Here is a 26,001-nt window from a genome sequence, read left to right as displayed (position 1 = left end):
TTTTTGTTTGATTGTAAGACCTGCGTTTTAGCAAAAGGACTAAGTGGTGAGTTATTTTGACGTGTGATGTGCGCGTACAAGAGCTACATACCTGATAAGTACCGCCAAAGCAAACACCGGCGCAAACAACACTATGCCCGCCAACACACCAGCAAGAAAAAGGTTGTCCAACTCCCAAAGAGTAATCACAAGTGTTCCACCAATAAGAAGAGCAAACCACATCAAGACATACATACAAAGAGGCTTCAGGACATTCTTGGTAAAAGAAACCTTTCCCGTATGCGTAGCCGTATCTTGATGCCGCACGTGAGCAGGTGTGACCTGAGCTTTATGTTGCTGTGCTTGTTGCCTCTGTAAGAGCTCTTCTATTTCTTGTGCCTGGGCACGAGCCTGGATGCTTTGTGGATCTTGTAATTGGCGTGCTCGCGCAATAAGTAAAGTACGTGCTTTAAGAAAATCAATTTCATCTGCAAAGGCATTATCATGCCTATCTTGCACAAGCAGGGCATCAAGGCTTACATCAATATTGGTGGACTGCGCTTTGCAGTCCACCTCATCTATATATGGTAAGCCCTTAGTATCCATAGCTCCTCAATCAGTTGGCATGCCCTGATTATATATGACGTAAAAGACTAGAGGAGATTCTCGGTCCATTCTGTTTCTTTAAAGCCCACTAAAACAGTATCACCATCAACAATAAGGGGCCTTTTTACCAACATGCCATCGGAAGCCAACAGCTCATACTGCTCATCTTCAGACAGAGTTGGAAGCTTATCTTTAAGACCTAGGGACTTGTAAAGAAGCCCACTCGTGTTGAAAAACTTTTTAAGAGGTAGCCCACTCTTTGTGTGCCACTCCTTCAGCTCAGCTACACAAGGATTTTGCTCTTTAATATGCCTATCCTCGTAAACAATATGATGCTCATCGAGCCACTTCTTTGCGCGCTTACAGGTAGTGCATTTTGGATATTCCAAAAAGAGCATGTCGTATCCTCTTTCTTGTTGTACTGCCTAGTCCCTTGGCATAACGGCTTCATAGCCAGAATGGAAAAACTTTACCAATACGTGCATAGAAGCAAGACCCTTTTGGAAATCAGGCTCAAGTCTAAACACCGTAAACAAAGCATTGAAGTACGAGATGGCAAAGACCTGCGATAGTGCAGGAGATACCTCATCTGCATTGATATTCTCGGCAGAAGAAGACTGCTTAGCCACAGCCTTACGCTTGGAATTGAGATGGGCTAACGTGGATTTATCCTCAAGGTCAACGAGTTTGGTAATAAAGTTTTGCCAACTCGTCCCCTCGGGACTTTCCATCAAAAGCAAAAGCGCGTCACGATTGTCATACATTACCTGAGCAAACTGTTTAATAAAGACTTGCTCAAGATTGTACATAGTATCGAGCGTCTGATCTTTTTTGGGTAGCTCCGTAAATTGCTTATACGCAGCTTCATAGTGCGAGATTAAGCTCGTAGCAACAGGAGTAACAATCGCATCAAAAAGCTCTTTTTTACCAGGAAAATATCCGTAAATTGCCCCGGTAGTTAGTCCTGCGCTTGCGGCAATAGCACGCATGGAAGACTTCTCGTACCCATTGGTAGAAAACTCGCGCAATGCCGTTTGAATTATGTGCTCGCGCGAAGCAACACCCTTAGTGGTAAGTGGAGTCTTTGAAGCCGTATTGGCTACATGCTGGCGTGACAAAACAATCCCCTCCTTGGTCTCTTACGCATACGTATACCCCAATTCGTCATATGAGAGCACGTTCATATATACAGGAATTATACGAGAGCAGGTGCGTAGTAAAAACGCACCTGCAAAAAAACCAATTCTTCCTGAAATTATTTTTTAGAAAGTTTCCAGCCAACAGTTTGATTACGAATCTGTATGAAGTCCGCGTACAAACCACCCTGCTCCATAAGCTGAGCATGAGTGCCTCTTTGAACGATTTTGCCCTGATCCATAACAAGAATCTGGTCAGCATGAGTCACCGTCTTAAGACGATGGGCAATCATAATGACAGTTTTTGAATGCGTAAGCTCTGCCACCGCACGCTGGAGGTCAAGTTCATTTTCTGGGTCTACATTGGCAGTTGCTTCATCCAAGACCACAATAGGTGCATCTTTAAGAATGGCGCGGGCAATAGATAAACGCTGGCGCTCACCACCAGAAAGCGTAGCACCATTCTCTCCTAAGCGCGTGTTGTAACCCTCAGGCAATGCCTGAATAAACTCATCACAGCACGCTCGACGCGCAGCATCCACTACCTGCTCATGTGTAGCGTGAGGACTACCAAACTTAATGTTGTTCTCGATAGTATCATCAAAGAGAAAAACGCCTTGGAAGACGGTAGAGAAATTGCTCAGAAGCGCATCGACTTGATAGTCTTTTACATTGGTATCACCTAGCATAATTGTTCCGGAATCTACATCCCAAAAACGTTCGATAAGGCGCGCTATAGTAGTTTTACCTGAGCCCGATGGTCCTACAATGGCACAGGAAGTACCCGCAGGAATGCTAAAGCTTACATCATCAATAACACGGGTAGACCCATACCCAAAACTCACATGATCTGCAGTAATATCCAATGATGTAGCTAAAGTTTTGCCAGCACCATCTCCCATGGGCTGAGTTGCCAGCGTCTGATCAACACGCGACATAGCCACCTCAAGCGTGCGTAAAATACTAGAGTAGGCACCAGACATTTCCAGGCGGCTAAACATCATAAATGAGCCAACAATCATAGTAAGCGCTACGCCACCTGGCATGGATCCTTGTAGATACAACAGACAAGAAAGCAGACACATGGCCACGCTTGCCGCCTTAGAAACAACCGTCTGCAAAACGGCAAAACGCATGCAGGCAAGTTCAAACGCAACGTTTTCCCGCTCGCAAGTAGCAATAGCCTCAGTCAAGCGACCTTCCGCGCTGTCCAGAAGAGAAAATGCACGAACAACACCTATACCCTGTACATATTCCAGCACGGCACTCACAATGTTTTCTTGTGCAGCGGTATGACGGTCTGCCGTAGCACGAACATAGCGCTGAAGCAATTCCATACTGCCACAGAATAAACCAATGGTAAGAAGCGTAAGAAGGCCGAGGTGCCAATCGAGAATAAACATCATGATACAAATCATGACGCTAAAGGTCAGGCCACCTAATACCACCTGGTATAACATGCCGCCAAAAATCTGCACGGTATCCAGTGTGTTAGTCATAATACCCGTAATATTACCGAGGTTTTTCTCGTTAAAGAAACCCATGGGAAGGTGGCGCATATGATCGCCCACGATAGCTCGTTTTTGCCCAGCCATACCAAAGTTTGCGGCACAAAAGTTCTGACTTGCTAGGTGTGCAGTAATAAATGATCCAGCAATACACACCAACATGACAGCCAATGCCTTAAGTGCGGTGTGCGTACCCACTGTCTTTTGCGTGAGGTCGGTAAAGACAATCCAAAGCGCTGTCATTTGAAGCGATTCAAACATCGAATGCAAAAAGGTAAAGAGAAGACCAAGGCGCAACTGATGTTGATGCGTATGACCAAACGTAAAGTATTTAAACAAGATTGAAAGCATGCCCTGACCTCCCTAGGAAATGGTATCTTGTGCCATATCACGAGCACCCATATGAGCCTCGTACATGCTGGCATAGAGCTTGCAGGTTTGCATAAGCTGGTCATGCGTGCCTTGCGCTTCAATGACACCCTTATTGACCACCACGATTTTATCGGCATCTTGAATGGTAGATAACCTGTGAGCAATAACAATAAGCGTTTTACCTGCAACAAGTTTTGCCACGGCGGACTCTACTTCTGCCTCAGACTCAGGATCTGCATAGGCAGTTGCCTCATCCAAAATAACAATAGGCGCATCTTTAAGCATGGCGCGCGCAATGGCTACACGCTGTCGCTCACCACCAGAAAGATGTCCACCCGAACTACCAACTATCGTTTGGTATCCCTGAGGCAGTGATTGAATAAAGGCATGACAACCCGATGCTTGAGCACAAGCAATAACCTGCTCATCGGTAGCATTCAGATTGCCCATACGAATATTGTTCATAATGGTGTCATCAAACAAAAAGCTGTTTTGATCAACATAAGCAATAGACCGTGCGAGCTGGTCTGCCGTCATATTAGTGAGTGCAGTATTACCAATTTTTACTACACCTGACGTTGGATCCCAAAAGCCGGCAATCAAACGAGCAAGTGTGGATTTACCCGAGCCAGATGGACCTACTAAAGCGGTAACTTGTTTCTCGGCAATGTCTAAGTCAATACCATGGATAACCTCACGCTCGGAATATCCAAAGTGCACATCATGCAAAGAAATGCTAAACGTATTAAGAGGCGCTGGCATCTTCGCGCGAATTTGATCAGGCTGATCAAGCACTTCTGTGATTTGCTCGACCGTTGTACCAATTTGAGCAAGGGAATCTGTAAAACTCATAGCAGCGTACAGTGGTGGGAAGATACCTACTGATAAAACCGATGCCATAACCAACGTGGACGCGTCCACCGCCCCACTTGCCATAAGCAAGCAACCTACAGGAAGTACTGTAGTAAGAGTAGCAGGGCAAATGGAAAGGGCGCCATCAGCCCAAATTTGACAATGAGCCATCCAATCTATGTAGGCATGAGCGGACGCATAGACGGCCTTAGAGAACTTATCGTAGGAACTGGCGGATTGACCAAACGCCTTGATAACTTCAATACCAGAGACGAATTCTACCGCGGTATCATTCATGGTTTTGCCTGCAGTAACAGTGCGTCCATACCATTTTGCATAGTCATAGGTCATGCCATTCATGCACACCATACCAAGCACAATAGGTACTAAAGCAGCAAGGGCCAGCCTCCAATCAAGTACAAACAGATAGATGATAACCGCAAGAGAAACCACCACATTGGAAGTAAGTTCAGGAACGGCATGCGCAAGCATGGTTTCTATGCTATCGATCTTCTCGACCATAAGAGATTTAAGCGTGCCAGAAGGCGTATCCAATACGTAACCCATAGGAACATGTACAAGCTTTTGTGCAAGTCGCTCACGGATGCGCGAGATTGTAGCAAAGGTTGCAAGGTGCGAGATTATCGTAGAAGCAAAGTGAAACACCAGGTAAAACGCATAGCCAAGAGCTGCAATACCAAGCCAATGAAGGAAGAATGCCACCTGTGTGGTGCCTGACACGATACCCGAGATGATATTGCCCGCAGCAATATATGGAACCATGGTTCCTGCAACGCCAATAATGGCAAGAGCTGCCGATAGAGCATACAATCCTTTTTTACCAGACCAAGTAAGGAGCAATGGTATGGGCGAAGGCTTGGCAGCAGGCTGCTGGGTCTGAGCCTGCTGCGCGACCGTATGATCTTGCGCCATAATTTCCCTTTCGTCATAGAGTTAGCCAATACTTACTATCGTTATTCTTTAATATATAACTCTGTAATAATATTGCAAGTTAGAAAGGGATAATTTTTTTAAATGGATGAATCTATAGAGCTAAGACGACACATAAAACGGCAAATCAGGTGATTAATAGGGCAAAAAATTATGTAGTTGAAGCAGTAAACTTCTTTACCACTATATGAATCAAAGGATATAAAACACCAGCTACAGCCCATATAGCCCACGTACGATTCCAGGCATCTGTACTAAAGCTCGCAATCAAATATACTGCAACCACACTAAGCCAATACACAGGGGCTAGCCAAGAAATGCGTGCTTTGGCGAGCTTCTCGTGAGGGTTATATTCCTCTTCTTGAAGCAACTTGCTAAAGCTATTTGCCACCATAGTAGATTTTACAAACAAAAAGACAGCCGAAGCAATCAAAAGAAGCATTACAGAAACAGAGAAATCAACACCCAAGTAATCAACCATATATACGTGCCAAAATAGAGGGATGGCACTTACAATACAAAGTACTACCCCAATGGTTATGCACATGTGATGCACGGTATGAGTTGCTTCTTGTTTACGGCGTACAACAGCCTCTACCCCATATTGCAAGCTGAGCACCTCTTTAGAAAGGTATTCAAAACGTGACAGCTTAGCATTTTGCATAATACACAATCCAGTACCTGCAGCAACCATACATAACAGCACGGTGAGACCAAGTGTGGTTGCATGAATATCATCTACATAATTAAATTGACTCAGTACATGTAAGGTAAGCAGCACCACAGGGCTTGCTACACATAAAAATACGCCAAGAGCCATCAATCCCGATGCCTGTTTGACAGCTTCTAAAAACTCCTGCGCCTCGTCAAGAGTAACAAAACGTACTGGCTTAGTATCCGATGCCATATCCAAAGCATCTACAACAGCACGAGTAGATGGGACATCTGCCTGGGCAGAGATGCCCTCGTGCTCAACGCCATTGGAAATTACCGACGCAACTGGTTCTTCCAACTCATCACGAAGCAAGTAATCTGTAGATACCCCAAACAGCGTAGCCAGTGCCATAATTTTTTGAATATCGGGAATTGAAGTACTGGACTCCCATTTGCTTACTGATTGACGAGAAACGCCTAGTTTTTGTGCAAGCTCTTCCTGCGACCAGCCCATGCGCTTACGCAAGCTCATTATTTTCTCGCCCAAAATCATAGCAGCTCCTTTGTTTGCTTCTATTTTATCGAATGAGAAGACCATACCTATTTGAGCAGTTACACACTACCAACTCGTGTTGGAATATTGTCAACCAATGGTTGCAAGAGGCTTTGAACTGGACATATATACGTTATTTGCAATACGTAAATCTGCCAAATTGAAATAAAATGAGAAAATTAGTTTTCTAATATGAGGGGATATGCCTGTGAAACTTGCAATTATTGGTGGAGGCGCAGCAGGATTTTTCTTGGCAATCAATGCTAAAGAGAAGTGCCCAGATCTTGACGTTACCATCTTTGAACAGCACAACAACGTGCTTTTAAAGCTGGGAGTCTCTGGTGGTGGACGCTGCAACTGCACCAATACCTTTGCGCAGGTAACTAATCTTAAACAGGTATACCCCCGAGGAGCTATGCTTCTTAAAAAACTCTTTAAGCAGTTTGGACCACAGGATGTTTACGCTTGGCTTGAAGCTCATGGCGTGCCCCTTATGATACAACCAGATCAACGAGTGTTCCCAAAGGCTCAGGACAGCCATGCTCTTATCGATTGTTTTACGCAAACCGCACAGCAACTTGGCGTACAACTTCTTTTGGGTCAACACATCAATGACCCCAAAAAACTCCTGCGTCACTATGGCGGAACATTTGATTTTGTTGCAGTAACGACTGGCGGCACGCCCAATAAAAATGGGTGTGTCCCCAGTTTATTTAGCTTTACCATCGCAGATGCAGCATTGCATGAACTTGCCGGTACAACCGTTTTGCAAGCACTTCTTAGCCTTCCAAAAACCAAGTTTGCAGCATCTGGGGCGGTGCTCATTACCCATAAGGGATTGAGTGGTCCTGCAACGCTAACGCTCTCAAGTTATGCAGCTCGTTATTTGGCAGAATGCAACTATCAAACCTCTCTGCACGTCAATTGGACGGGCGAGAAAAACATGGAGCTTGTACGCGGCGAGCTTACAAAAGTGCTACAACGCAATGCTCGTAAGCACATACATAACGTTCATCCTTTTGGATTACCTACCCGACTTTGGGTGCATCTACTAGAACGCTCGCATAACAGCACAAGCGACAAACGTTGTGACGAGCTCTCTAAAAAAGATATCAATCATCTTGTACAGATGCTAACTGCCTGCACCTATCAAATCTCTGGACGTTCAAGCTACAAAGAAGAGTTTGTTACCTGTGGTGGCATAGCCTTAGATGCCATAAACTCAACAACGTTGGAATCAAAAGAGACTCCTGGGTTGTTTTATGCAGGTGAGGTATTGGATATAGATGGCATTACCGGCGGCTTTAACTTTACCGCTGCGTGGACAACGGCCTATGCTGTAGCAGAAGCCTTACGCAAACGCTTATAGCTTACTAACCTTACAAAAGAGAAAGTCTTACACAGCTAACGCCTCCGCTAGAATAAAAACACAGCAACTGAAAGGCTTACCTGTGAACCTGCAAACCCACATAACCATCTCTGTTCTTACAACACTTCCGCTGCTGGTCACAGCAACACTCTTTATCATGCAGTGGCGCGAAGAGCGCCGAACACTGTGGATCTCCATTAAGTTCTTTGCCTGTTTGATAAGCATGGGGATTTTATTTTTAGGCATTATGATGCAGCTCCCAGAAGGCTCAGATATAGCATTCCTTGGACTTGTCGTATTTGCCTTAGTGGCAATGAGCCTTTCTTTATCACCCCTCATCATTATCTTTACTGCCTTTACTACAGGTATCCAGCTGATTCGTAAAGAAGGCTTTCGTCCACGTAACCTACTTTCTCTTGGTGCAAGCGTCCTGTCCATTGTGTACCTTGTGGTATGGCCTCTTATAACCCCGAGCAAAAATCCCAGTGAAAACCTTGCAGCTTGGCTCTCTACGTTTGTATACACGCTTTTCTCGGCCACATTGGTTCTTATATCGCTCTTACTTATTTTGTATGTCGTAGCAAGTTGGATTAATCTTATCCCGCTGCAGCGCAAACGCTATACCCACATTATTGTGTTGGGTGCAGGACTTATTGGAGGTCGCACCGTAACGCCACTGTTGGCAAAACGTGTAGATGCTGGCATTGCGGCGTGGCGTAAAAACCCAGGTAGCAAACTTATTATGTCTGGCGGGCAAGGACCTGATGAGCTTGTCCCTGAAGCTCAGGCAATGTTTGAATATGCCCTACAAAAAGGTGTTCCTGTGCAGGCGCTTATTCAGGAGCGTAATTCACGCAACACTCAGGAAAACCTTGCATACTCATTTGGTCTCATCAGTGACAATGACGAGTCTATTGCCGGCGCATATGACATTGCAAACGCCAGCACTTCTCCCGCAAATGTGCTGGTAGTTTCTGACAATTACCACGTGTATCGTGCCTTGCTTTTAGCTAAAAATATGGGATTGCAATGCGATGGTCGTGGCTCAAAAACACGGTTGTACTTTTACATTAACGCCATGGTCCGCGAGTTTGTAGCATTCCTTGTTATTTGGCAACACTCGCTTATTAAAACACTCAAAATACTATGGGGCTTTATCCTTCTTTGTTTTTTACCATTTCTTATAACGATTTTTGCCAAAATGGCTGCTCACGTGCTGTAAACATCAACTGCGTATACACTGCGCACCCGATTATGCCCCCGTAAAATAGCTTTGCTTGTGGTCTGGTTACAGACCTTATTGCAAACGGTAGCGCGAGCCTCGTCAACGTTTTTTGAAATATTTTGCATTGTCATGTATAGAGCGTGGTTCTCTGGCAACATAATAACTAGTAACGATTATCGTTATTGATAAGAGGATGCTATGAGAACGAGTAAACAGCGTGAAGCAATTCGCACCTATATGAAAGATTGCCATAACCACCCTACGGCAGATCAAGTGTATCTGGCACTTCGTAAGGAGTTCCCCAACATTAGTTTGGGTACGGTGTATCGCAATTTGATGCAGCTAGTAGAGTTGGGTGAGTTATTGCAGGTAAACACGGGTGATAATGTCTCTAGGTTTGATTGCCTTACCACCCAACACGCTCATTTTAGGTGCACACAATGCGGAAAGGTCTTTGATGTAGAGGCGCCAGAGCTCACTCAAATGCCCTTCTCTGCCAACGCGGCAAAGATTGGGCACGTGCACAGCTTTTCTTTGTACTATACGGGGCTGTGTTCAGATTGCCTCAGCAATTCATCCGCAACAGACACCAGTGCATCTCACGCACATGCTCGTTCGTCTGCATCTTCAAGTCAATAAGCGTCGTCCCATTTCCAAGGAGGAAATCATGCTTAACGATAAACTCAATGTTTTGTTGTCCAACTTTGTCGTAGAGGCCCATAAGCTTCAAAACGCTCACTGGTATGTAAAGGGTTCTTCATTCTTTAATTCACATGCACAGCTAGAAACCCTGTATACCCAAACCTTTGACCAGATTGATGGAATTGCAGAGCTCATCCTACAAAATGCTGGTAAGCCTTTTGGTTCTCTTAAGAAATTTGTTGCTGCTTCTACGCTTGAAGAGCACTCCGACGATTTTAAATCTACCGAGAATACCTTTGAATCCGCAAAGCGTGACTTTGAAGCGTTGCGTGAATTGGTCATCCAAATTAAAAAGGATGCGGACGCTGAGGACAACTTCCTCATTTCTGCAGCAATGGACGAGCAAAATGCGGCGCTCTCCAAGATTATTTGGATGATTGGTCAATCTCAAATGTAAGACAAAATACGTACATATACGTCAGACGCACTACATGCAGCTGTAGGCTTAATTGCCTACAGCTGTAATATGTACGCGCACTCCACGCGAGCCAAATATTGCTGCTAAAGCAAACAAAATGCCCAATACCACGCCAATCATGCCGCCCGAAGATGCGTCCAGCACATAACTTGCGCAAATACCCAGCACGGTTGCGAGTGCTGCAATTGCAGGAGACAGCCAAAGCATCTTCCAGAAATTATCGGTAAGCATACGAGCTGTAGCGCCCGGAGTAACCAGCATGGCAACGGAAAGAATAATACCCACTGCCTGCAAAGATACCACCACAGTAATGGCCAGAGCCACTAACAATATACAGCTCAACACACGCGGAGACTTACCCAATGCCTGAGCGTGCATAGGATCAAATGTAAACAGAGCAAGGTCTCGACGTAAGGCAACAACTGCCACTAAAACAATACTGCCCAGTACCAATACTTGCCACATGTCTGAAGGTGTTACACCCAATAGATTGCCAAACAAAATGTGTGAAAGACTCGTCTGACTAGGAACCTTAGAAATAAGTACGGTTCCAAACGAGAAAAGCGTGGTAAATACAATACCCATAGACGTGTCAGAGCTAATGACATTACTTTGACGCACGAGGCCAATAAGTGCCACTGCAATAAGCGCAGCTACGACTGCACCTACCGCATAAGGAAGTTGCAGTATGTAAGAAATAACAACGCCTGGCAATATCGCATGAGAAATTGCATCGCCCATGAGTGACCAACCAACATGAATAACAAAACAGCTAATTACACCACACACCAGTGCGGTTGCTATGCCTGTAATAAGTGCTCGCTGCATAAAGGCAAAGCCCAAAATCTCCAAAAAAGAACCCAGATTGGGATCAAACGGAAATTCAAGAGGCATCTACATCACCAACTTTTGAGCTTTGGATTCATCCACATCAAACGCCTGAGCCACACGTGCAGGCTGCATGGCCTCACAAGATGAGCCATGGTACACAAGCGTTCGATTAAGCAAAATAACCTGGTCAAAGGACTCGGTTACCATGTGCAAATCATGTACGGCGCATAGTACGGTTACCCCTTGATGTGCCATATCTTGTATAAGCGAGATAAGCGCAGCCTCAGAGGTTTTATCGACACCTGCAAAGGGCTCATCCAACAACATAAATTGCGCCTGCTGGGCTAGACCACGTGCCACAAACACGCGTTTTGCTTGCCCACCAGACAATGCAGAGATTGGTCGATTAACAAACTCACTCATGCCCACACGCTCCAGCGCAAGGTCTACCGCCATTTTGTCTGCCTTAGATGGACGAGCAAACAAGCCTAAGGTGCCATAGCGCCCCATCATGACTACGTCACTTACACGCAAGGGAAGGTCTTCTGCCATAGCATCGCGCTGAGCAACATAACCAACAAGTCCCTGCTTGCGGGCCTGGCTGGAGTCCAAGCCCGCAAAACGTATGGAACCAGCCTGAGGTCGTAGCATACCCATGAGCGCCTTAAGAAGTGTGGACTTACCAGCGCCATTTGCGCCCACCAAAGCACACAAACTGCCTGGCTCCAAGACAAAGCTCACGTTGCTAATAGCCGGTGTGGGTGTGTGGGGATAACTCACAGTCAGCCCAGAGACCTCAAGCGTATTCATAAGGGTTTCTCGCCTACCTTATTTCTTCTGGCCTGCTAAGCCTTCTACGATGACACGAGCATCGTGACGTAGCAGCTCAAGATAGCTAGGAACTACGCCATTCTTCTCGGACAAGGAGTCTACGTACAAGGCGTGAGCGTCGTCGGAGTTAAGCTTGGCGCCTGTCTCGTCTGCTACCTGCTGCATAGCCTTGGGATTAACGGTAGTCTCACAAAATACTGTAGGAACAGACTTCTCTTTAACTTGCTTAATAACGTTAGCAATCTGCTGAGGAGTTCCCTCATCCTCTGCATTCACTGGCCACAGGTATACCTCATTAAGGCCTGCATCACGACAAAGATATGAGAAAGCACCTTCGCAAGAAACGAGAGTACGGTGACCCTCAGGCAAGCCAGCAAGACCAGCCTTCATTTCTTCGCCTACTTGACGGATTTGAGCCTTGTACTTCTCACCATTTGCCTTGTAATCCTGTGCATGAGCAGGATCAAGGTCGCTAAAAGCAGCCACAATGTTGTCTACGTAAATCTCTGCATTCTTGGGAGACATCCATGCATGAGGGTTTGCCTTACCAGCATACTCGCCCTCAGCGATGTTCATGACCTCAACGCCCTTGGAAAGATTGGCGCGTTTGGCAGTGGAATCAGCCATGAACTTTTCAAACCAGCGCTCGAGACCAAGGCCATTTTCCAACACTAAACTTGCACCCTGAGCACGCTTGATATCATCAGGAGTGGGCTCATAGTCATGAATCTCTGCACCAGGCTTAGTAATGCACTGAACATCCAAGTGATCTCCAGCAACATTTTTTGCCATGTCCTGTAATACGGTAAACGTGGTTAGTACGATAGGCTTTTTGTCGGAAGTTGCTGCACCATTGGTAGTTTTAGGTTTTGCCCCCGAACAACCAGATAGCAACAGCACCGTCATAAAAGCCACGACGATTGCCGTGAAGGCTGGTAAAGCTGCTCGTAATAGCATACGTGCAGCAGGCACGGCAGAAGCATCGCAGCTTGAAGCATGTGTATGGGTCATAATTTCTCACTTCCCTCTTGTTGAGTCCTTCTATGTTCCTCGCTTTTCTTAAGAGCGTGTAAAGGCTTAGGTTTACAATCCTTTGTCGGTATTTTTAATAGGTACCGCACGCTTTATTGCCCTATCGCTCTATAAGTTAGCTAAGGTTTACTTTTTACTAGTGAGCATCATACTGCAATAAGTTAGCTTTGGCAAACTTTTATTTTGCACAGAGGATTTGGCGGGATGATGACTACATCCAATGACCGTACCACGTGTATAAACAATCATATTCACATTAAAACAGGGCTCAGGAAAGTTCGGACGTGACTGAGAAAACTTTTTTAAAATGAATATTGACCCCCACCTAACGTCAGACCTTATAACAATAGTGAAAGGAGGCGCAGATGTATCACGTCAAAGAAGCAGCGCAGCTTGTGCACGTATCGGTCCGGACATTGCACTACTACGACCATATTGGTCTGCTCGTTCCTCATAAGGCAGCCAATGGATACCGCTACTACACCGATGAGGATCTTGATACCTTACAAACCATCTTATACTTCAAGTATTTGGGATTTCCTCTTACTACAATTGGTGAACTTCTAGCACAATCCAAGGATAATCGTCTGCCTTTGCTTGAGCAGCAACTTGCTCTGCTCGAGTCTCAACGAGCACAACTTGACGTGCTTACGACAACGCTTCGTAAAACTATTCAGGCTCAAAAGGAGGATATATCCATGACAGCACAAGATAAATTCAAAGGCTTTACCTGGGATGATGGTAAAAAGTATGAATCAGAAGCACGCAAATTGTACGGCAATGACGCTATTGATGAGGCGTTAAACCGACAACAGGGACAGGAAGAACAGGCCACCGCAGACTTTAACCGTGTATTCCAGCAACTTGCATCCAATAAAGATGCTGGCCTGGCTCCTGAAGCACCAGAGAACCAAGCGCTTGCAAAAGACCTTTTAGATGCTATTCGTCGTTATGGCTTTGATTGTAGCGTTGAGGTATTTGGTCATATTGGCGCTGGATACTCAGCAAATCCCGAGTTCCATAAAAACATTGACCAATTTGGAGAAGGAACCGCAGCTTATAGCAGTAATGTTATTAAAGTATTTGTCGAGAAAAACAAGTAGCAGTTACCAGCGTTATACACCTACAAAAATGAAGAGAAGCTCATTCAATAACTTACCGTGAATGAGTTTCTCTTTCCTTTTACACGCAAAAGCCACTTCTATTCTTCATTTGCACTTTCTATACCCAAAAGAAACTGGGAGCGAAAGTATCCTCTCATATTTTTCCTACTATGCAGCTTCCTAAAGGGTATACCAATATCAGGTGGTGAAATATTTTTATTACTTGGAGGTTTTTATAAAAGTAGGTATTGTCCAAAAAGCAAACAAATCTTGTAAGTTGTAAGCGACGTATTAGATAAGTAACGTATTCGCATTTTCACCAGCAGACCAACGACTCTCTTACGTGCAAAGAGAATCCCCAAAATAACCTGCAATCTAAGCCTCGGCAGCATCAAGCCAAGCGCTCGCTTTTTCATTTTGAATCTTACAAAGAAGGGAGAGGAGAACATCTATGATTAGCTACAGAAATGTATCCTTAACCTGTCAAGAAAATACTACGATTTTAAATAATCTAACCTTTGACATTCAAGAGGGCGAATTCTTCGTATTAGTTGGTCCTAGTGGTAGCGGTAAGACAACAACACTCAAGCTCATTAACCGCCTGATTGAGCAGACGGACGGTGACATTCTTTTTCAGGGGAAGCATCTCAAGGATTTTAATATACGAGAATTGCGTCTAGAAACAGGATATGTATTGCAACAGATTGCTCTCTTTCCAAATATGACAGTTGCAGAAAATATTGCCCTCATTCCCGAGATGAAAGGGTTTAATAAGGCAGATACCTTAGCCAAGACCAAAGAACTCTTAACCAAAGTAGATTTGGAGCCAAGCCAATATCTGAACCGTTTACCCAAAGATTTATCAGGTGGTGAATGCCAGCGTATTGGAATCCTGCGTGCCATCATTGCCAATCCCAAAGTTCTGCTCATGGATGAGCCTTTTTCGGCTCTGGATCCAATTAGTAAGACACAGCTACAGGATTTGATTAAGGAATTGCATGAAGAATTTGGTATGACCACCGTCTTCGTTACCCATGATATGAATGAGGCGGTCAAATTGGCAGACCGGATTTGTCTTATGAAAGATGGGCAGATTGTCCAACTGGGAAGCCCTGACGAATTAAAAAATCAACCAGCCAATGAATTCGTTAGCCAGTTTATGCAAGTCAAAGGAGGCGTCAGATGAACTTACTCGCTACATTTTTAGGACGCCAAGACGAATGGATTACTGCTCTCTTTGAACATCTGCGCATCTCATTATTAGCACTGATCATTGCTATAGCTATTGCGGTTCCTGTGGGTTTATTCTTATCCAATAAAAAACGGCTAACTGAGTTGAGCCTACAAATCACGGGAATTTTTCAAACCATTCCATCCTTAGCACTTTTAGGCCTTTTCATTCCCTTTATGGGCATTGGTGCCCTGCCTGCAGTTGTAGCTTTAGTTATTTATGCAGTTTTCCCTATCCTGCAGGCCACTCTGACAGGTTTAAACGAAATCGATCCTTATCTGGAAGAAGCAGCCACCGCATTTGGAATGACTAAGTGGGAAAAGCTTAAAAAATTTGAACTCGCGTTGGCTATGCCCATTCTTATGTCAGGCGTGCGGACAGCAGCCATTATGATTATTGGAACGGCCACCCTAGCTGCTCTGGTAGGAGCTGGCGGACTTGGTTCCTTTATCCTTTTGGGTATTGATCGCAATGATTCAGCTCTCATTATAATTGGAGCAGTGTCATCAGCTGTCCTTGCTGTACTTTTTAGCTACGGCATCAAGTTTTTGCAAAATAAGAAACCTAAAATCATTTTGGCAGCCCTACTCATTGCCTTGCTTGCTGTAGGCTCTAGCTATGTACCAATTTTCAAACCTCAAGCTCAGCAGATTGTTATTGCAGGCAAACTAGGTGCCGAGCCCGAAATCCTTATTAACATGTATAAGCTCTTAATTGAAGACCAGACAGACATTAAGGTAAAAGTTAAACCAAACTTTGGTAAAACTAGCTTTCTATACGAAGCACTTAAATCGGGCTCAATTGACATCTATCCTGAGTTCTCTGGCACCATTACAACCACGCTTTTAAAAAATCCACCAGCGGATTTATCAAATGATCCTCAAATGGTTTACACCTATGCCAAAGAAGAAATCTTAAAACAAGACGGGTTAGTCTATTTGAAGCCAACTGAATTCCAAGATACCTATGCGATTGCTACCACAAAAGAATATGCTCAAGCCCACGGACTCGAGAAGATTTCTGATTTATCAAAGGTACAATCTACCGCCACAGCTGGCTTTACATTAGAGTTTAACGATCGTGAAGATGGCAATAAGGGTTTGCAAAAACTCTATGACCTTGATCTCAATGCTAAGACCATGGAGCCTGCCTTGCGTTATGAAGCCATCAAAAACGATAATGTGCAAATTATTGACGCCTTCTCAACAGACAGCAAAGTCATTACGTATAACCTTAAAATTTTGAAGGACGATAAACAACTCTTCCCGCCTTATCAAGGTGCTCCGCTCATATCCCAAAAAACGTTGGAAAAGTATCCGGAAATAGAGAAGGCGCTCAACAAGTTAGCTGGCAAGATTACCACCGAAGAGATGACTCAGATGAACTATGCCGTTGCTATGGAGGGCCAATCAGCTGAACAAGTAGCACGTGAGTATTTGCAAAAGGAACATCTAATAAAATAAGAGAAAAATTGAGTTTTGTTTTTTCAGGCTGTAGTACTGTTATTTTTAAGGTATACATCCGTTACGTGTACCCGTATACTAAGAAACACTGTATTTTAGTATGTAGTACTGATAGCTCTCTACTCGCAAAGGAACGAGCAATGAAGCAACTATCAAAGTATTTGTTGCGCGTAACCATGTGTACGGCACTCCTTTTGGCTGCCTTACCCATAGTTGCCCATGCAGCAAATCAAACAGCACCTACCAGCCTGCCCTATAACGTAACGTTTAAAACAGCATCTGGTGATGTACCGATAACCTTTACCAACTCAGATGATGCCATCTCTGACTCAAACAACAGAGGCATTGGCTGGGAAAGCGGTGGCGCATTTGACAAAAAGTACTTCATAGGCTGGAGTCCTTCAGCCAACTATGAAAGTACTGATGGCGCCAAGCTGTACTATGGCCATGAAAGAGTCCCAGTACTCATTCAGGATGGCGTAACAGAACTTTATCCTGTTTTCATAAGTAGGATTTCTGTACCAAGCTACCTCAATAAAAATGTCAGTTACATTAATTTAAACAAAACAGATCAAGACACAGTGCCAAACTCAACAATCAATACCAACCTTGATACCGACCCCAGCGACCATGACATTAACCTGTACTTTGATGAGTCTAAGAGCGCATACAATCTTTCCCTCGAGTCCAGTTTTGACATGAACAAGATTTTGGCTCATTGGCTATACACTGGTAACGGCGCGTCTATCATGACCAATACTCAGTCTGATCAAGGCAGCGCGGCAAAGAAAGCTAAGTACACGCATGTTGATTTAAACATCACCATCCCAGAAGAAGTTGACGTCCCTGAAGAGCTTAGCCTTACCTTTAGTGGTTATTACTTCCAGCCCTATATGGCACTGGATACCATCTCAAGGGATAAGTTTGATATTGCAGAGGTAAACGGTGCTGAGAAGTGGAATATTACCGAGTTGGTAAGTAAAACAGACCCTTCAACAACGTTTACCGTTAAGAATCCCAATAAGTCTAGAAACATCACCGTAAGGACAATCCTTAGAACCAATGGTTACTATGGTGGAAAACAAATCTTAAGTGCAACTGCACGTGATGTTGAAAATGAAACTATGCGTCTTGTCGCCAACTCCCAGTTGACCATTTCCAAAGACAAGGCTTTAAAGTTACTTAACAATTCTCAAAAGGTAACTATCACGGGGCGCATAGATGGCTATGTTAAGCTGCCGAAGTACTCCATCATTGACCTGTCACAGAGCATTCCAGCTATCGAGGCAAAGCTGCCTGTTTCTCTTTCCTTCAGTGCTGTTCCCGTAAAATTTGATAAAAATAGCGCTCGTCTTGGAGACACAGGTGAGCAAAATCTTGGTATCGCTCAGGTTGCTTACAAGGGTTCTTTAAAAGATGATTCACTCAATTCTGGAACAAAGCCCACAAGCACAGTAACGGGAGACACTATCGCGGACACACCAAGTTCGTTTACCGCCTCTGGTCTTACCCATGAGTTTAAAGAGTGGAACACTAAGCCAGATGGAACAGGTGATCCCTTTACCGAGAATACCATTGTTACTAAGCCACTTACTGTGTATGCCATTTACACAGCAAAGGCTCCAGTTATGAATAAAGCACCTCAGCTGACAGTGACTGATAAAACCATCACACAGGGTGAGGAGTTTGATGTAAAGAACCTCGTTGTATCTGCTACAGATGCAGAGGATGGGGATCTAAAGAATGCCGTTCAAATTATCGATGATGGCGGATTTAATAAGGACGTTGTAGGCGAGTATACGATTACGTTTAAGGTGACCGATACAAAGGGCGCAAGCGCAACCAAGACGGCAAAGGTTACCGTATTGGCAAAGACAGCTCCTCAGCCCAATACACCTAACAACCCAACTCCTGACACCAAAAAGCCCACCCCTCCTTCAAAGACAACAGTTGCACCTGCAAAAACAGCTATTCCTGCAACAGGTGATGCCACCAACACAGGATTGTATGTTGCATTGCTTGCTCTCTCTCTTGCAGGATCTATGGGAGCACGTCATTACAGGAACAACCTCACAAAGTAGGCTGTAACTAAGCTTGCACATTATGCGCTTAAGCTCACAGAGGTTTTACCTAGGCGTACCAATAAGGCCAGTAGATTAAGTCTACTGGCCTTTGCTTTGTTATATGTTGTGATGTAACTGTAACCTACAATATATGCTCTATAATGCCTGTTCTACCGTTTACTCATACACCACATGCAAACCTAATACAGCTTTGCTCCTGCAGGAATAGTATCATCCACCATAAGTACGTTAAGGCCTTCCTCACCATCAACTTCGTAAATGGCAGAAATAATCATGCCACAGGAATCAATACCCATCATACGGCGTGGTGGCAGGTTAACAATGGCAATAAGGGTCTTCCCTACCAGCTCTTCAGGCTCATAATTAGCGTGAATACCAGAGAGAATGATGCGATCTGTACCCGAGCCATCATCCAATACAAACTTGAGCAACTTCTTAGATTTAGGAACTGCCGAACATGCTTTAACCTTAACAACACGAAAATCGGACTTGCTAAAGGTATCAAAGTCCACTTCCTCTTCTGATAGAGGCTCAACTACAATATGAGGTATGGCAGGCTCTAAAGAGTCGGTTGATATTGTTTGCTCAAATGGCTTCTCGGTAGGCTCTTTAGTAGACAGAGGAGTCTCTTCACACATACTAGTCCCTCTTTCATAAGCGGATGGTACTACGGTGTAATATTGCATCTTTATTATCTCAGTTCTGTTTATAGCATGACAAGCATACAAGGACCAAGCCTTATAAAACGATACCCACCAAAAGGTGAGTGTCGAGTATAAGGTGTATCTGTTGTTATAGACTTTTGCTAGCACAAGGTCCTTGCTGCAGTATGCCTCGTCATAGCAGCGCGCTGTACTATTGGTTAGGCCTTAAGGGCGTTCCAAGTAAATTCCAGCATGGTATCCGCATACTTTGACATGTCTTTGACCTCGTTTTTTGCGGCATTCGTTACCAGCATTTCTATGGGCGCATAAATGATAGGCATATACAATGCTTGGGGAACATCCTTGATGAAACCAGCCGCCTTCCCTTCTGCCAAAAACGCAACAAGGAAGTTAACCAAACCTTGGCGAGAATCCTTACTTTCAGGCGAAATATAATACGCGCTACTGTTGTACTTAAGGAATAGAATCATATTCTTCTTGGTAACACTAAACTCAAAAAGCCGCTTGTAATACAGGTCAAAACGCTCTTTAAAGCTTAAGTCCGCCTGATCATCCTCACGCCTAATATATGCAATGGCATCAGCAAATACAGTGCGATAAATCGCGTTAACTAAAGACTCCTTGTTCTCAAAGTAGTTGTATACCGTGCCCACGCCAATATGAGCAGCCTTGGCAATCATGGGGATAGTCATGCCGTCATACTGGCGTGTTACAAACAGATCAAGCGTTGCTTGGATAATTTTTTGCTCGATATCCTTCATGCGTATCACTTCTGTTGGGGGGTTACAGCTCTTCGCGCTTCTCTGCAAGCTTATACCCAAGATACAGCAAGCCACTAAACGTTACAAACATGCAGCTTGTGTAGATAAGTGCGCTCGTTAGGTGCGCGCTCAACGTACTGCCAAACAGGCAGTAATTGAGCCCCTTCATGATATAGGTAAGCGGCATAAGCTTATTCAAGAACTCGTATATGCCATTAGTGGTTTCTATGGGGAAGGTTCCACCAGATACCGATAGCTGCACAATAAAGAAGAGAAGCACAACAAACTTACCCACGTTACCCAGCACCAATGTGCAGCAAGCAATAAACATGACATACGCCAATGCCGTAAGCACAAGCAGCGTGTACAGCGGCAAGAGTTGTGCTACAGGAATATGTAAGAAAGCTTGGAGCGCAACACCTGTAATAAGTGCGGTAAGCACGGCATGCATGGCAAGAAGTCCAAACTTACGCTTAAATACGTCAATTGCCGTAGGTACGGTAAGAGCAGCTTCCTGAGCATCTGCACCACTAAGCGCACTCGCACCAAAGCTTGCACTCAGGCCAGTCCCCACCAGCGGATATACCAACATAAGCGCTAAAGCAGCCAGATACAATCCTAATGGCACTTGGTAGGTAAGAGAGCTTACGCCAAACACATCTGCCTTACTGGTATCTTTGGTAAGCTCAATGGGGTTACTCAATAGCTCAGCTGCTGCAGGAGAAACCTGAGACTGCTCCAGTTGCTGTTTACCATTGGCAAGACCTGTATGCAGTCGCGTCAGGCCATCAACCACCTTACCATTGCCGTCTAGCAACTTCAGAGAACCGTCGTGCAGCTTAACGGTACCATCCTGCATGGTACCAATACCTGCAATAAGTTTGCCAAAAAACTCTGACTGGAAGCGATGAGCGCCAGCATCAAGCTTTACCACACCACCCTGAAGCAACGTTCCACCAGCTGTAAGCTTATTGCTGCCCGCTGCTAACTTGCCCAAACCAGCATCGAGTTTAGTTACGCCATCGTAATAACGAGAAAAACCATTGGTGAGCGTTTGTCCGCCATTGTTTAGTTGAGCAATACTATCTGCCAGCTTATTAATTGAGGCACGTGAGTCACGTGTTGCACCAATGAGCTGATTAATACCACCATCGAGCTGCGTATACTTACTATTAAGTTCAGTAAGTCCAGCATGAAGTTTGTTGGCACCCTCATACAGACCACCATCAAGCCCAGCACGAATCTTAGACATGCCATCTATGAGCTTGTTGACTCTCTCTTTAGCAGCCTCTGCCTTCTCTTTAATCTTCTTGCTAATCAAGCGCTGAGCCGTGCCTAAGGTTGTAGTCAGATTTTCCTCTTGTACTTCATAAATGGCATTAAGGATTTCCTGCTGCTCAGCTTTATCAAGCTTGGCAAAAGCCTTTGTGGAAGCCAACTTACTTGCATAGTTACTGTTAAGGCTTCTAGATTCCGCCTTGATCTCGCGCACAATTTTCATTTGCTCAGAAAATGAAAGTGAAACACTACTTCCTTGAGCCGCCTTTTTAGCTTCTTGTAGTTCTGCGGCAGAGGGAACTCCAGCGTTCATTTGACCAAGAGCACTCGCAATTTTTGCAGAGCCATCTGCCAGCTGCCCCAATGAATCAGACACACGGGCACTTCCACCTTTAAGCGCGGTAAGCTTGGCATCATTTTGAGGATTGTTTGCCTTGCGAGTTGCCTCTTGCAGTGCCGCATCCGTTAGACTCAATCCGCCCGACAACTTACCCAAGCCCTCAGACAGTTTTGCACCGTTTGCTGCAAGTTGCTCAGCACCATTTTTTGCCGTAGCAATACCAGCATTAAGCTGGGATTGTCCAGCGTTAAACTCGCCCAACTTTGCATTGAGCGTACCAAGTCCACCAGTAAGCTGCCCAAACTGACCATAGGCAAAACCAACTTTATTACGCATGGTTTTCTCGCCAGCCGCTAATTTATCCAAGCCGCCACTGAGCTTTTCCAAACCGGCTCCCATGGCTTGGCTGCCCTCAAGCAACTTGCCCGAACCGTCTACTGCGGTGCCAAGTTTATCTTTAAAGCCAGTAAGCTTTTCAAAAATAACCTCTAGATACTTTTGCGTAATCTCAGTATTTAAACGAGATGCAATGGTCTTTGCACCAGTAGAGGTAATCAAATCCGCCACATAGTCCCTGCTCTGATTGGTTAGATACCTAATGTCCAGCTTCTTTTGACTATCGAGAAGCCCTATGGAACGCGCAGAGAAATCTTTAGGGATAAACAGCGCCATGTAGTACTTCTCATTTTTAACACCATCTTGCGCTTCCTTTGCGCTCACAAATTCCCACTTAAAGCTCTTGCTTTGCTTGAGCTTAGCAGCAAGCTCAGAACCAATATTTACCTGCTTATCCCCTTGCATTGCACCAGCGTCTTCCGTTACAAAAGCAACGGGCAGGCGCTCTACACGACCATAGGGATCCCAAACGGAAAGCGCAAACAACGCCGAGTATATAAATGGAATAAAAAGCACTGCTATGAGTGAAATCACCAGCATGTGCTTGCCTTTTAGTTTGTTAAAACTCACATCTCCTCCTGCGTTTTAGGCTACCTATTTGCATATTCATTCGCTTTGGACTTCAGTGCTGAGCACGTGCTACCTGATGTCTTGTACTTACTAGCCAATGTTTGTTGACTCCTGTTTGTTGCCCAATGCCCAGTGTGAATGAATATTCATTCACTACAGTATAGAAATGCTTTCCGTCTTGTCGAGAAAAACTTCTTTCTTTTTTATTGAGTCCTCAACATCTCCAAATTGGAGCTACATGATTGAACCTGTATGAAATCCCAGGAAAAGTTTTTCGCACTACAAGCGTGACCTCACAATATATCTTCCAAAAGCGGTATTGTTAGAAGCATTCCCAGTGCACACGTAAACATAGCAATCAAAAAGAAGAGACTTCGTCCCGTTCTTTTGCGCGCATTAAAGAGAGCTAATATGGGAGGAAGCGCTATCATCTTTGCCATAATTGGTGAGCCACCATTGTGGATAGAATCAAAAGCAATATAACCAAATATGCCAATACAGATTACGTATACCGCAAGTTCCCCTCTCGTAAGAGGCTCTGTACGAGTCGCATCATTTACTGGTTCATCTATTATTTTTTGCCCATTTGCGTTGAGCTTTTGAGAAAACGCCCAGAGCCCCCAAAGGATGAGAGCAAATATAACCCACATACCTATGATAATTCCAAGCAATACTAAACGGCTGGCCATATCACTCCAAGATTTGTGGCGGTTCTTTGCCTTCTTTGCCCCTTGCTTTATACCCTGCTTTATATATCACTGTAACAATACTAGATAGCGTACCAATATATATCTGAAAACGGACACTTCTTGAGTGCTTTTCTCGCAACTGATTATTCCCTTACCTCTGGCTTACTCAAACCCTGCATTCATTTGAAGCACGTATACATTTTGACGCAGTACCTGAGCTACATCTTCACCGATACTACCAGCAGCTTGCAGCTCTCCAATCTTTTCTAACTCTACAGACAATGCCCCCGCAGTAATCATGGCAAGGTACTCATGAGAAAGTCGATACTGTTCGCTCAGTACACATTGCTTGGCGTCAAACAGCTTCCCTGCATCAGCACCTGGCTGTTCACCAGTATATCCAACACGCTTTTGTAACGTTTCCTCAATACTGCGATGCTCGTCAATTAATATGCGAGCTGCTTTAACAACATCTTCGCTGCCATGCGCCATAACACCCTCAAGGTAGGCAATAGCTACACGCTCAAGCTCAAGAGCAAACAGACAAGTTTGATAGTACATGAGCTCGAGCTTCTCGTCAGACACTTTATGTGGATTCAAAGCTGCATAGAGCATGCGCAGTCTCATGGAAAGACCGCCGCCTCGTAAGCCCACATGAGTCCCCTTGTTGTAATAACCCACTGATCCACGAATATTTTTTAGCAGCGCATAATAGGGCGCTGCTGCTTTACCCGACACATGCGAAAGTATTTCTTTTTCCAGCTCATCAGAACGTTGCCGCTGCACCATAAGCGTGTTCCGAATGAGCATAGTCATGGCATCGCTATATTCCGCTATCTCCAACTGCGTTTTAATCAAACGCGCGCGATACCCACCCAACACCGCACGAGTTGCAGGCTCATACTCTGGATGAGTGCCTTGAGCAATTTTTGACTCTAACTCTGCAATGGTATTTTTTAGCACCATGACCTCAAAGCGCCTAATGACTTCTTCACTTACTCCTGTTTCTTGGGATGGCGATAAACGCGTCAACAGTACATCCGCACTAATAAGCGTGCAAAGAATAACTCCAGCTGTAACAAGGATGATAAATCCACGCTCAGGAAACGCACTGCCGTCTTCTACAGTAAGTGGAATAGTAAAGATAATAGACAAGGTTACTGCACCTTTTGGCCCAGCAATAGTAGTTACCAAAGCTTCTTTGATGGTTGGTGCCATGTGAGCAATTCCACGCAAACCTGTTTCTGGGTTGCGATGTATGAGCTCCATTGCTAACACCCACACAAAGCGCGCAAGCATTACTAGTAGCGTAACTGCCAAGGTAATGCCCATAAAATGCAAAAGACCAGAGCCACCGGTAAGCGTAGGCGACAAAGCCTGTGGAAGTTGCATACCCAACAGCACAAAAATAACGCCGTTAATTACATACACGATAATTTCCCAAAAACCATTGGAAAGCAAGTTATGTTTAGCCTGCGCCGTAGTAGTAAGACGCGGTGTATGCCGAGCCATAACCAGACCAGCAGCCACCACGGCAAGAATGCCACTTACATGGAGTTCCTCAGCGAGAAGAAATACCAGAAAGGGAGTAAATACCTCGTAAAGCACGTGCACTACGTTGTTTTCAAATCCACGACGGCGCAGCAGGGTAACGCCCAAGAATGCCACAAAGCCTGCTGCCATACCAAACGCAATGCCGCCAAAGAACAGTACTGCAAACCTCATGCCAGCGTTAACAAGAGAGAAGGTGCCTGTTACAGCAGCTGCAATAGCAAATTGGAAACATACAACTCCCGACGCATCATTAATGAGTGATTCGCCTAAGAGCAGCACCTTCTGACGCTTGGTTAGATTGACTGTTGAGCCAAGCGCGCTAACAGCGGCAGCATCCGTAGGACCAAGAGCTGCCGCACAGGCAAACGCTGCAGCAAGTGGAATTGAAGGTACCAGCATAGTAAGTACAAAACCCACAATGAGCACGGTAATGCCCACCAAACCAATTGCCAAAGAAAGAATGGAAGGAAGGTTAGTCCACAGCTCATGCTTGCTTGACTCGCGCGCTTCATTAAAAAGCAGTGGAGCGATGAAGAGTACTAAAAAGAGCTCTGAATCTATGCGAACATTGGCTACACGAGGTATGAGTAATGCAGCTAGCAGTCCTACCGTAATCTGAACAAGTGGCAACGACACATGACGTATGAGCTGTTCTGCAAGAGAAGCAAGAATAACGCCAGCAAGCAATACAAGAACAAGTTCAAACGATTCCATAGAGACACCCCAGGTGCGTTTGTTGTGGGCTGTGAAGAGACACAACAACACCAAACGACGCCGCCTTTGCCTCTTTTGATTGCATACCTGCAGCATACCATGTGAAGGGTGATACATGTTGAACTACGCATACA

At 44.8% G+C, this 26,001-nt stretch carries 22 protein-coding genes; 8 read left to right on the top strand and 14 right to left on the bottom strand.

Going from position 1 to position 26,001, the window contains the following annotated elements; genetic code table 11:
* Window positions 1-51 precede the first annotated feature (51 nt).
* From SPD80_RS00340 to SPD80_RS00315, 6 genes are all read right to left on the bottom strand, one after another.
* The gene (locus tag SPD80_RS00340) at window positions 52-585 is read right to left on the bottom strand and encodes a hypothetical protein (protein ID WP_320606118.1); all 534 of its coding nucleotides are present in this window, start codon (window positions 583-585) and stop codon (window positions 52-54) included.
* Between the two features lie 47 nt (window positions 586-632).
* Window positions 633-983, bottom strand: a complete 351-nt coding sequence (locus SPD80_RS00335) for an arsenate reductase family protein (protein WP_320606119.1) — start codon at window positions 981-983, stop codon at window positions 633-635.
* A 27-nt stretch (window positions 984-1,010) separates the two neighbouring features.
* Entirely contained in the window at window positions 1,011-1,703 is a 693-nt protein-coding gene (locus SPD80_RS00330; protein ID WP_320827916.1) for a helix-turn-helix domain-containing protein, read from the bottom strand.
* Window positions 1,704-1,840: 137 nt separating this feature from the next.
* Complete coding sequence (locus SPD80_RS00325) at window positions 1,841-3,580, bottom strand: ABC transporter ATP-binding protein (RefSeq protein ID WP_320827914.1); 1,740 nt, start codon at window positions 3,578-3,580, stop codon at window positions 1,841-1,843.
* A 12-nt stretch (window positions 3,581-3,592) separates the two neighbouring features.
* Window positions 3,593-5,386: an ABC transporter ATP-binding protein gene (locus SPD80_RS00320; RefSeq protein ID WP_320606201.1), complete on the bottom strand. Its 1,794-nt coding sequence runs from the start codon at window positions 5,384-5,386 to the stop codon at window positions 3,593-3,595.
* 169 nt (window positions 5,387-5,555) lie between these two features.
* Window positions 5,556-6,611 (bottom strand): helix-turn-helix transcriptional regulator, encoded by a 1,056-nt coding sequence (locus SPD80_RS00315; RefSeq protein WP_320827912.1) that lies wholly within the window; start codon window positions 6,609-6,611, stop codon window positions 5,556-5,558.
* A 208-nt stretch (window positions 6,612-6,819) separates the two neighbouring features.
* Between SPD80_RS00315 and SPD80_RS00310 the strand changes: the two genes are divergently transcribed.
* The 4 genes from SPD80_RS00310 (at window position 6,820) to SPD80_RS00295 (ending at window position 10,304) form a co-directional block, all read left to right on the top strand.
* On the top strand, window positions 6,820-7,980 hold the full coding sequence (locus SPD80_RS00310; RefSeq protein ID WP_320827910.1) for an aminoacetone oxidase family FAD-binding enzyme: 1,161 nt from the start codon (window positions 6,820-6,822) through the stop codon (window positions 7,978-7,980).
* A gap of 82 nt (window positions 7,981-8,062) precedes the next feature.
* Window positions 8,063-9,202 (top strand): YdcF family protein, encoded by a 1,140-nt coding sequence (locus SPD80_RS00305; protein WP_320605650.1) that lies wholly within the window; start codon window positions 8,063-8,065, stop codon window positions 9,200-9,202.
* Between the two features lie 201 nt (window positions 9,203-9,403).
* Window positions 9,404-9,844: a transcriptional repressor gene (locus tag SPD80_RS00300; RefSeq protein WP_320605648.1), complete on the top strand. Its 441-nt coding sequence runs from the start codon at window positions 9,404-9,406 to the stop codon at window positions 9,842-9,844.
* Window positions 9,845-9,872: 28 nt separating this feature from the next.
* On the top strand, window positions 9,873-10,304 hold the full coding sequence (locus SPD80_RS00295) for a DNA starvation/stationary phase protection protein (RefSeq protein WP_320827907.1): 432 nt from the start codon (window positions 9,873-9,875) through the stop codon (window positions 10,302-10,304).
* Between the two features lie 48 nt (window positions 10,305-10,352).
* Here SPD80_RS00295 and SPD80_RS00290 read toward each other — a convergent pair whose 3' ends face one another.
* Genes SPD80_RS00290 through SPD80_RS00280 form a run of 3 tightly spaced genes read right to left on the bottom strand, consistent with a single transcriptional unit; the run spans window position 10,353 to window position 12,998 of the window.
* On the bottom strand, window positions 10,353-11,219 hold the full coding sequence (locus tag SPD80_RS00290) for a metal ABC transporter permease (RefSeq protein ID WP_320605644.1): 867 nt from the start codon (window positions 11,217-11,219) through the stop codon (window positions 10,353-10,355).
* On the bottom strand, window positions 11,220-11,966 hold the full coding sequence (locus SPD80_RS00285) for a metal ABC transporter ATP-binding protein (RefSeq protein WP_320605642.1): 747 nt from the start codon (window positions 11,964-11,966) through the stop codon (window positions 11,220-11,222).
* 18 nt (window positions 11,967-11,984) lie between these two features.
* Window positions 11,985-12,998 carry a metal ABC transporter substrate-binding protein gene (locus SPD80_RS00280; protein WP_320827905.1) on the bottom strand — a complete coding sequence of 338 codons (1,014 nt, stop codon included), beginning with the start codon at window positions 12,996-12,998 and terminating at the stop codon, window positions 11,985-11,987.
* 386 nt (window positions 12,999-13,384) lie between these two features.
* On the opposite strand from SPD80_RS00280, the gene SPD80_RS00275 reads away from it, so the two are divergent.
* The 4 genes from SPD80_RS00275 (at window position 13,385) to SPD80_RS00260 (ending at window position 18,897) form a co-directional block, all read left to right on the top strand.
* Window positions 13,385-14,122, top strand: coding sequence for a MerR family transcriptional regulator (locus SPD80_RS00275; RefSeq protein ID WP_320605638.1), 738 nt, complete (start codon window positions 13,385-13,387; stop codon window positions 14,120-14,122).
* A 451-nt stretch (window positions 14,123-14,573) separates the two neighbouring features.
* Window positions 14,574-15,308 carry an ABC transporter ATP-binding protein gene (locus SPD80_RS00270; protein WP_320605636.1) on the top strand — a complete coding sequence of 245 codons (735 nt, stop codon included), beginning with the start codon at window positions 14,574-14,576 and terminating at the stop codon, window positions 15,306-15,308.
* Window positions 15,305-16,816, top strand: a complete 1,512-nt coding sequence (locus tag SPD80_RS00265; protein ID WP_320605634.1) for an ABC transporter permease/substrate-binding protein — start codon at window positions 15,305-15,307, stop codon at window positions 16,814-16,816. Before SPD80_RS00270 ends, SPD80_RS00265 begins: the two co-directional genes overlap by 4 nt.
* Window positions 16,817-16,956: 140 nt before the next feature.
* A complete protein-coding gene (locus SPD80_RS00260) occupies window positions 16,957-18,897 on the top strand; it encodes an immunoglobulin-like domain-containing protein (RefSeq protein ID WP_320827902.1) in 1,941 nt (646 codons plus the stop codon).
* Between the two features lie 182 nt (window positions 18,898-19,079).
* Here SPD80_RS00260 and SPD80_RS00255 read toward each other — a convergent pair whose 3' ends face one another.
* The 5 genes from SPD80_RS00255 to SPD80_RS00235 form a co-directional block, all read right to left on the bottom strand.
* A complete protein-coding gene (locus SPD80_RS00255; RefSeq protein WP_320827901.1) occupies window positions 19,080-19,538 on the bottom strand; it encodes a methionyl-tRNA formyltransferase in 459 nt (152 codons plus the stop codon).
* A gap of 224 nt (window positions 19,539-19,762) precedes the next feature.
* Complete coding sequence (locus SPD80_RS00250; RefSeq protein WP_320827900.1) at window positions 19,763-20,326, bottom strand: TetR/AcrR family transcriptional regulator; 564 nt, start codon at window positions 20,324-20,326, stop codon at window positions 19,763-19,765.
* A gap of 22 nt (window positions 20,327-20,348) precedes the next feature.
* Window positions 20,349-22,910 carry a YhgE/Pip domain-containing protein gene (locus SPD80_RS00245; protein ID WP_320827899.1) on the bottom strand — a complete coding sequence of 854 codons (2,562 nt, stop codon included), beginning with the start codon at window positions 22,908-22,910 and terminating at the stop codon, window positions 20,349-20,351.
* Window positions 22,911-23,203: 293 nt separating this feature from the next.
* A complete protein-coding gene (locus tag SPD80_RS00240; RefSeq protein ID WP_320827898.1) occupies window positions 23,204-23,599 on the bottom strand; it encodes a hypothetical protein in 396 nt (131 codons plus the stop codon).
* 162 nt (window positions 23,600-23,761) lie between these two features.
* Window positions 23,762-25,867 (bottom strand): Na+/H+ antiporter, encoded by a 2,106-nt coding sequence (locus SPD80_RS00235; protein WP_320827897.1) that lies wholly within the window; start codon window positions 25,865-25,867, stop codon window positions 23,762-23,764.
* Window positions 25,868-26,001 lie beyond the last annotated feature (134 nt).

The organism is Atopobium sp. (genome assembly GCF_034113385.1).
Lineage (GTDB): Bacteria > Actinomycetota > Coriobacteriia > Coriobacteriales > Atopobiaceae > Atopobium.
Note: the sequence above shows the minus strand (reverse complement) of the source record. Positions and strands in the feature narration are given on the sequence as shown.

Bases quoted from the DNA above. Each gene is read 5' to 3' on its own strand.
- SPD80_RS00340 (WP_320606118.1), bottom strand. From the start codon at position 585: ATGGATACTAAGGGCTTACCATATATAGATGAGGTGGACTGCAAAGCG.
- SPD80_RS00290 (WP_320605644.1), bottom strand. From the start codon at position 11,219: ATGCCTCTTGAATTTCCGTTTGATCCCAATCTGGGTTCTTTTTTGGAG.
- SPD80_RS00265 (WP_320605634.1), top strand. From the start codon at position 15,305: ATGAACTTACTCGCTACATTTTTAGGACGCCAAGACGAATGGATTACT.
- SPD80_RS00235 (WP_320827897.1), bottom strand. From the start codon at position 25,867: ATGGAATCGTTTGAACTTGTTCTTGTATTGCTTGCTGGCGTTATTCTT.
- SPD80_RS00295 (WP_320827907.1), top strand. From the start codon at position 9,873: ATGCTTAACGATAAACTCAATGTTTTGTTGTCCAACTTTGTCGTAGAG.
- SPD80_RS00260 (WP_320827902.1), top strand. From the start codon at position 16,957: ATGAAGCAACTATCAAAGTATTTGTTGCGCGTAACCATGTGTACGGCA.
- SPD80_RS00325 (WP_320827914.1), bottom strand. From the start codon at position 3,580: ATGCTTTCAATCTTGTTTAAATACTTTACGTTTGGTCATACGCATCAA.
- SPD80_RS00320 (WP_320606201.1), bottom strand. From the start codon at position 5,386: ATGGCGCAAGATCATACGGTCGCGCAGCAGGCTCAGACCCAGCAGCCT.
- SPD80_RS00255 (WP_320827901.1), bottom strand. From the start codon at position 19,538: ATGTGTGAAGAGACTCCTCTGTCTACTAAAGAGCCTACCGAGAAGCCA.
- SPD80_RS00285 (WP_320605642.1), bottom strand. From the start codon at position 11,966: ATGAATACGCTTGAGGTCTCTGGGCTGACTGTGAGTTATCCCCACACA.
- SPD80_RS00275 (WP_320605638.1), top strand. From the start codon at position 13,385: ATGTATCACGTCAAAGAAGCAGCGCAGCTTGTGCACGTATCGGTCCGG.
- SPD80_RS00250 (WP_320827900.1), bottom strand. From the start codon at position 20,326: ATGAAGGATATCGAGCAAAAAATTATCCAAGCAACGCTTGATCTGTTT.
- SPD80_RS00335 (WP_320606119.1), bottom strand. From the start codon at position 983: ATGCTCTTTTTGGAATATCCAAAATGCACTACCTGTAAGCGCGCAAAG.
- SPD80_RS00270 (WP_320605636.1), top strand. From the start codon at position 14,574: ATGATTAGCTACAGAAATGTATCCTTAACCTGTCAAGAAAATACTACG.
- SPD80_RS00315 (WP_320827912.1), bottom strand. From the start codon at position 6,611: ATGATTTTGGGCGAGAAAATAATGAGCTTGCGTAAGCGCATGGGCTGG.
- SPD80_RS00300 (WP_320605648.1), top strand. From the start codon at position 9,404: ATGAGAACGAGTAAACAGCGTGAAGCAATTCGCACCTATATGAAAGAT.
- SPD80_RS00240 (WP_320827898.1), bottom strand. From the start codon at position 23,599: ATGGCCAGCCGTTTAGTATTGCTTGGAATTATCATAGGTATGTGGGTT.
- SPD80_RS00280 (WP_320827905.1), bottom strand. From the start codon at position 12,998: ATGACCCATACACATGCTTCAAGCTGCGATGCTTCTGCCGTGCCTGCT.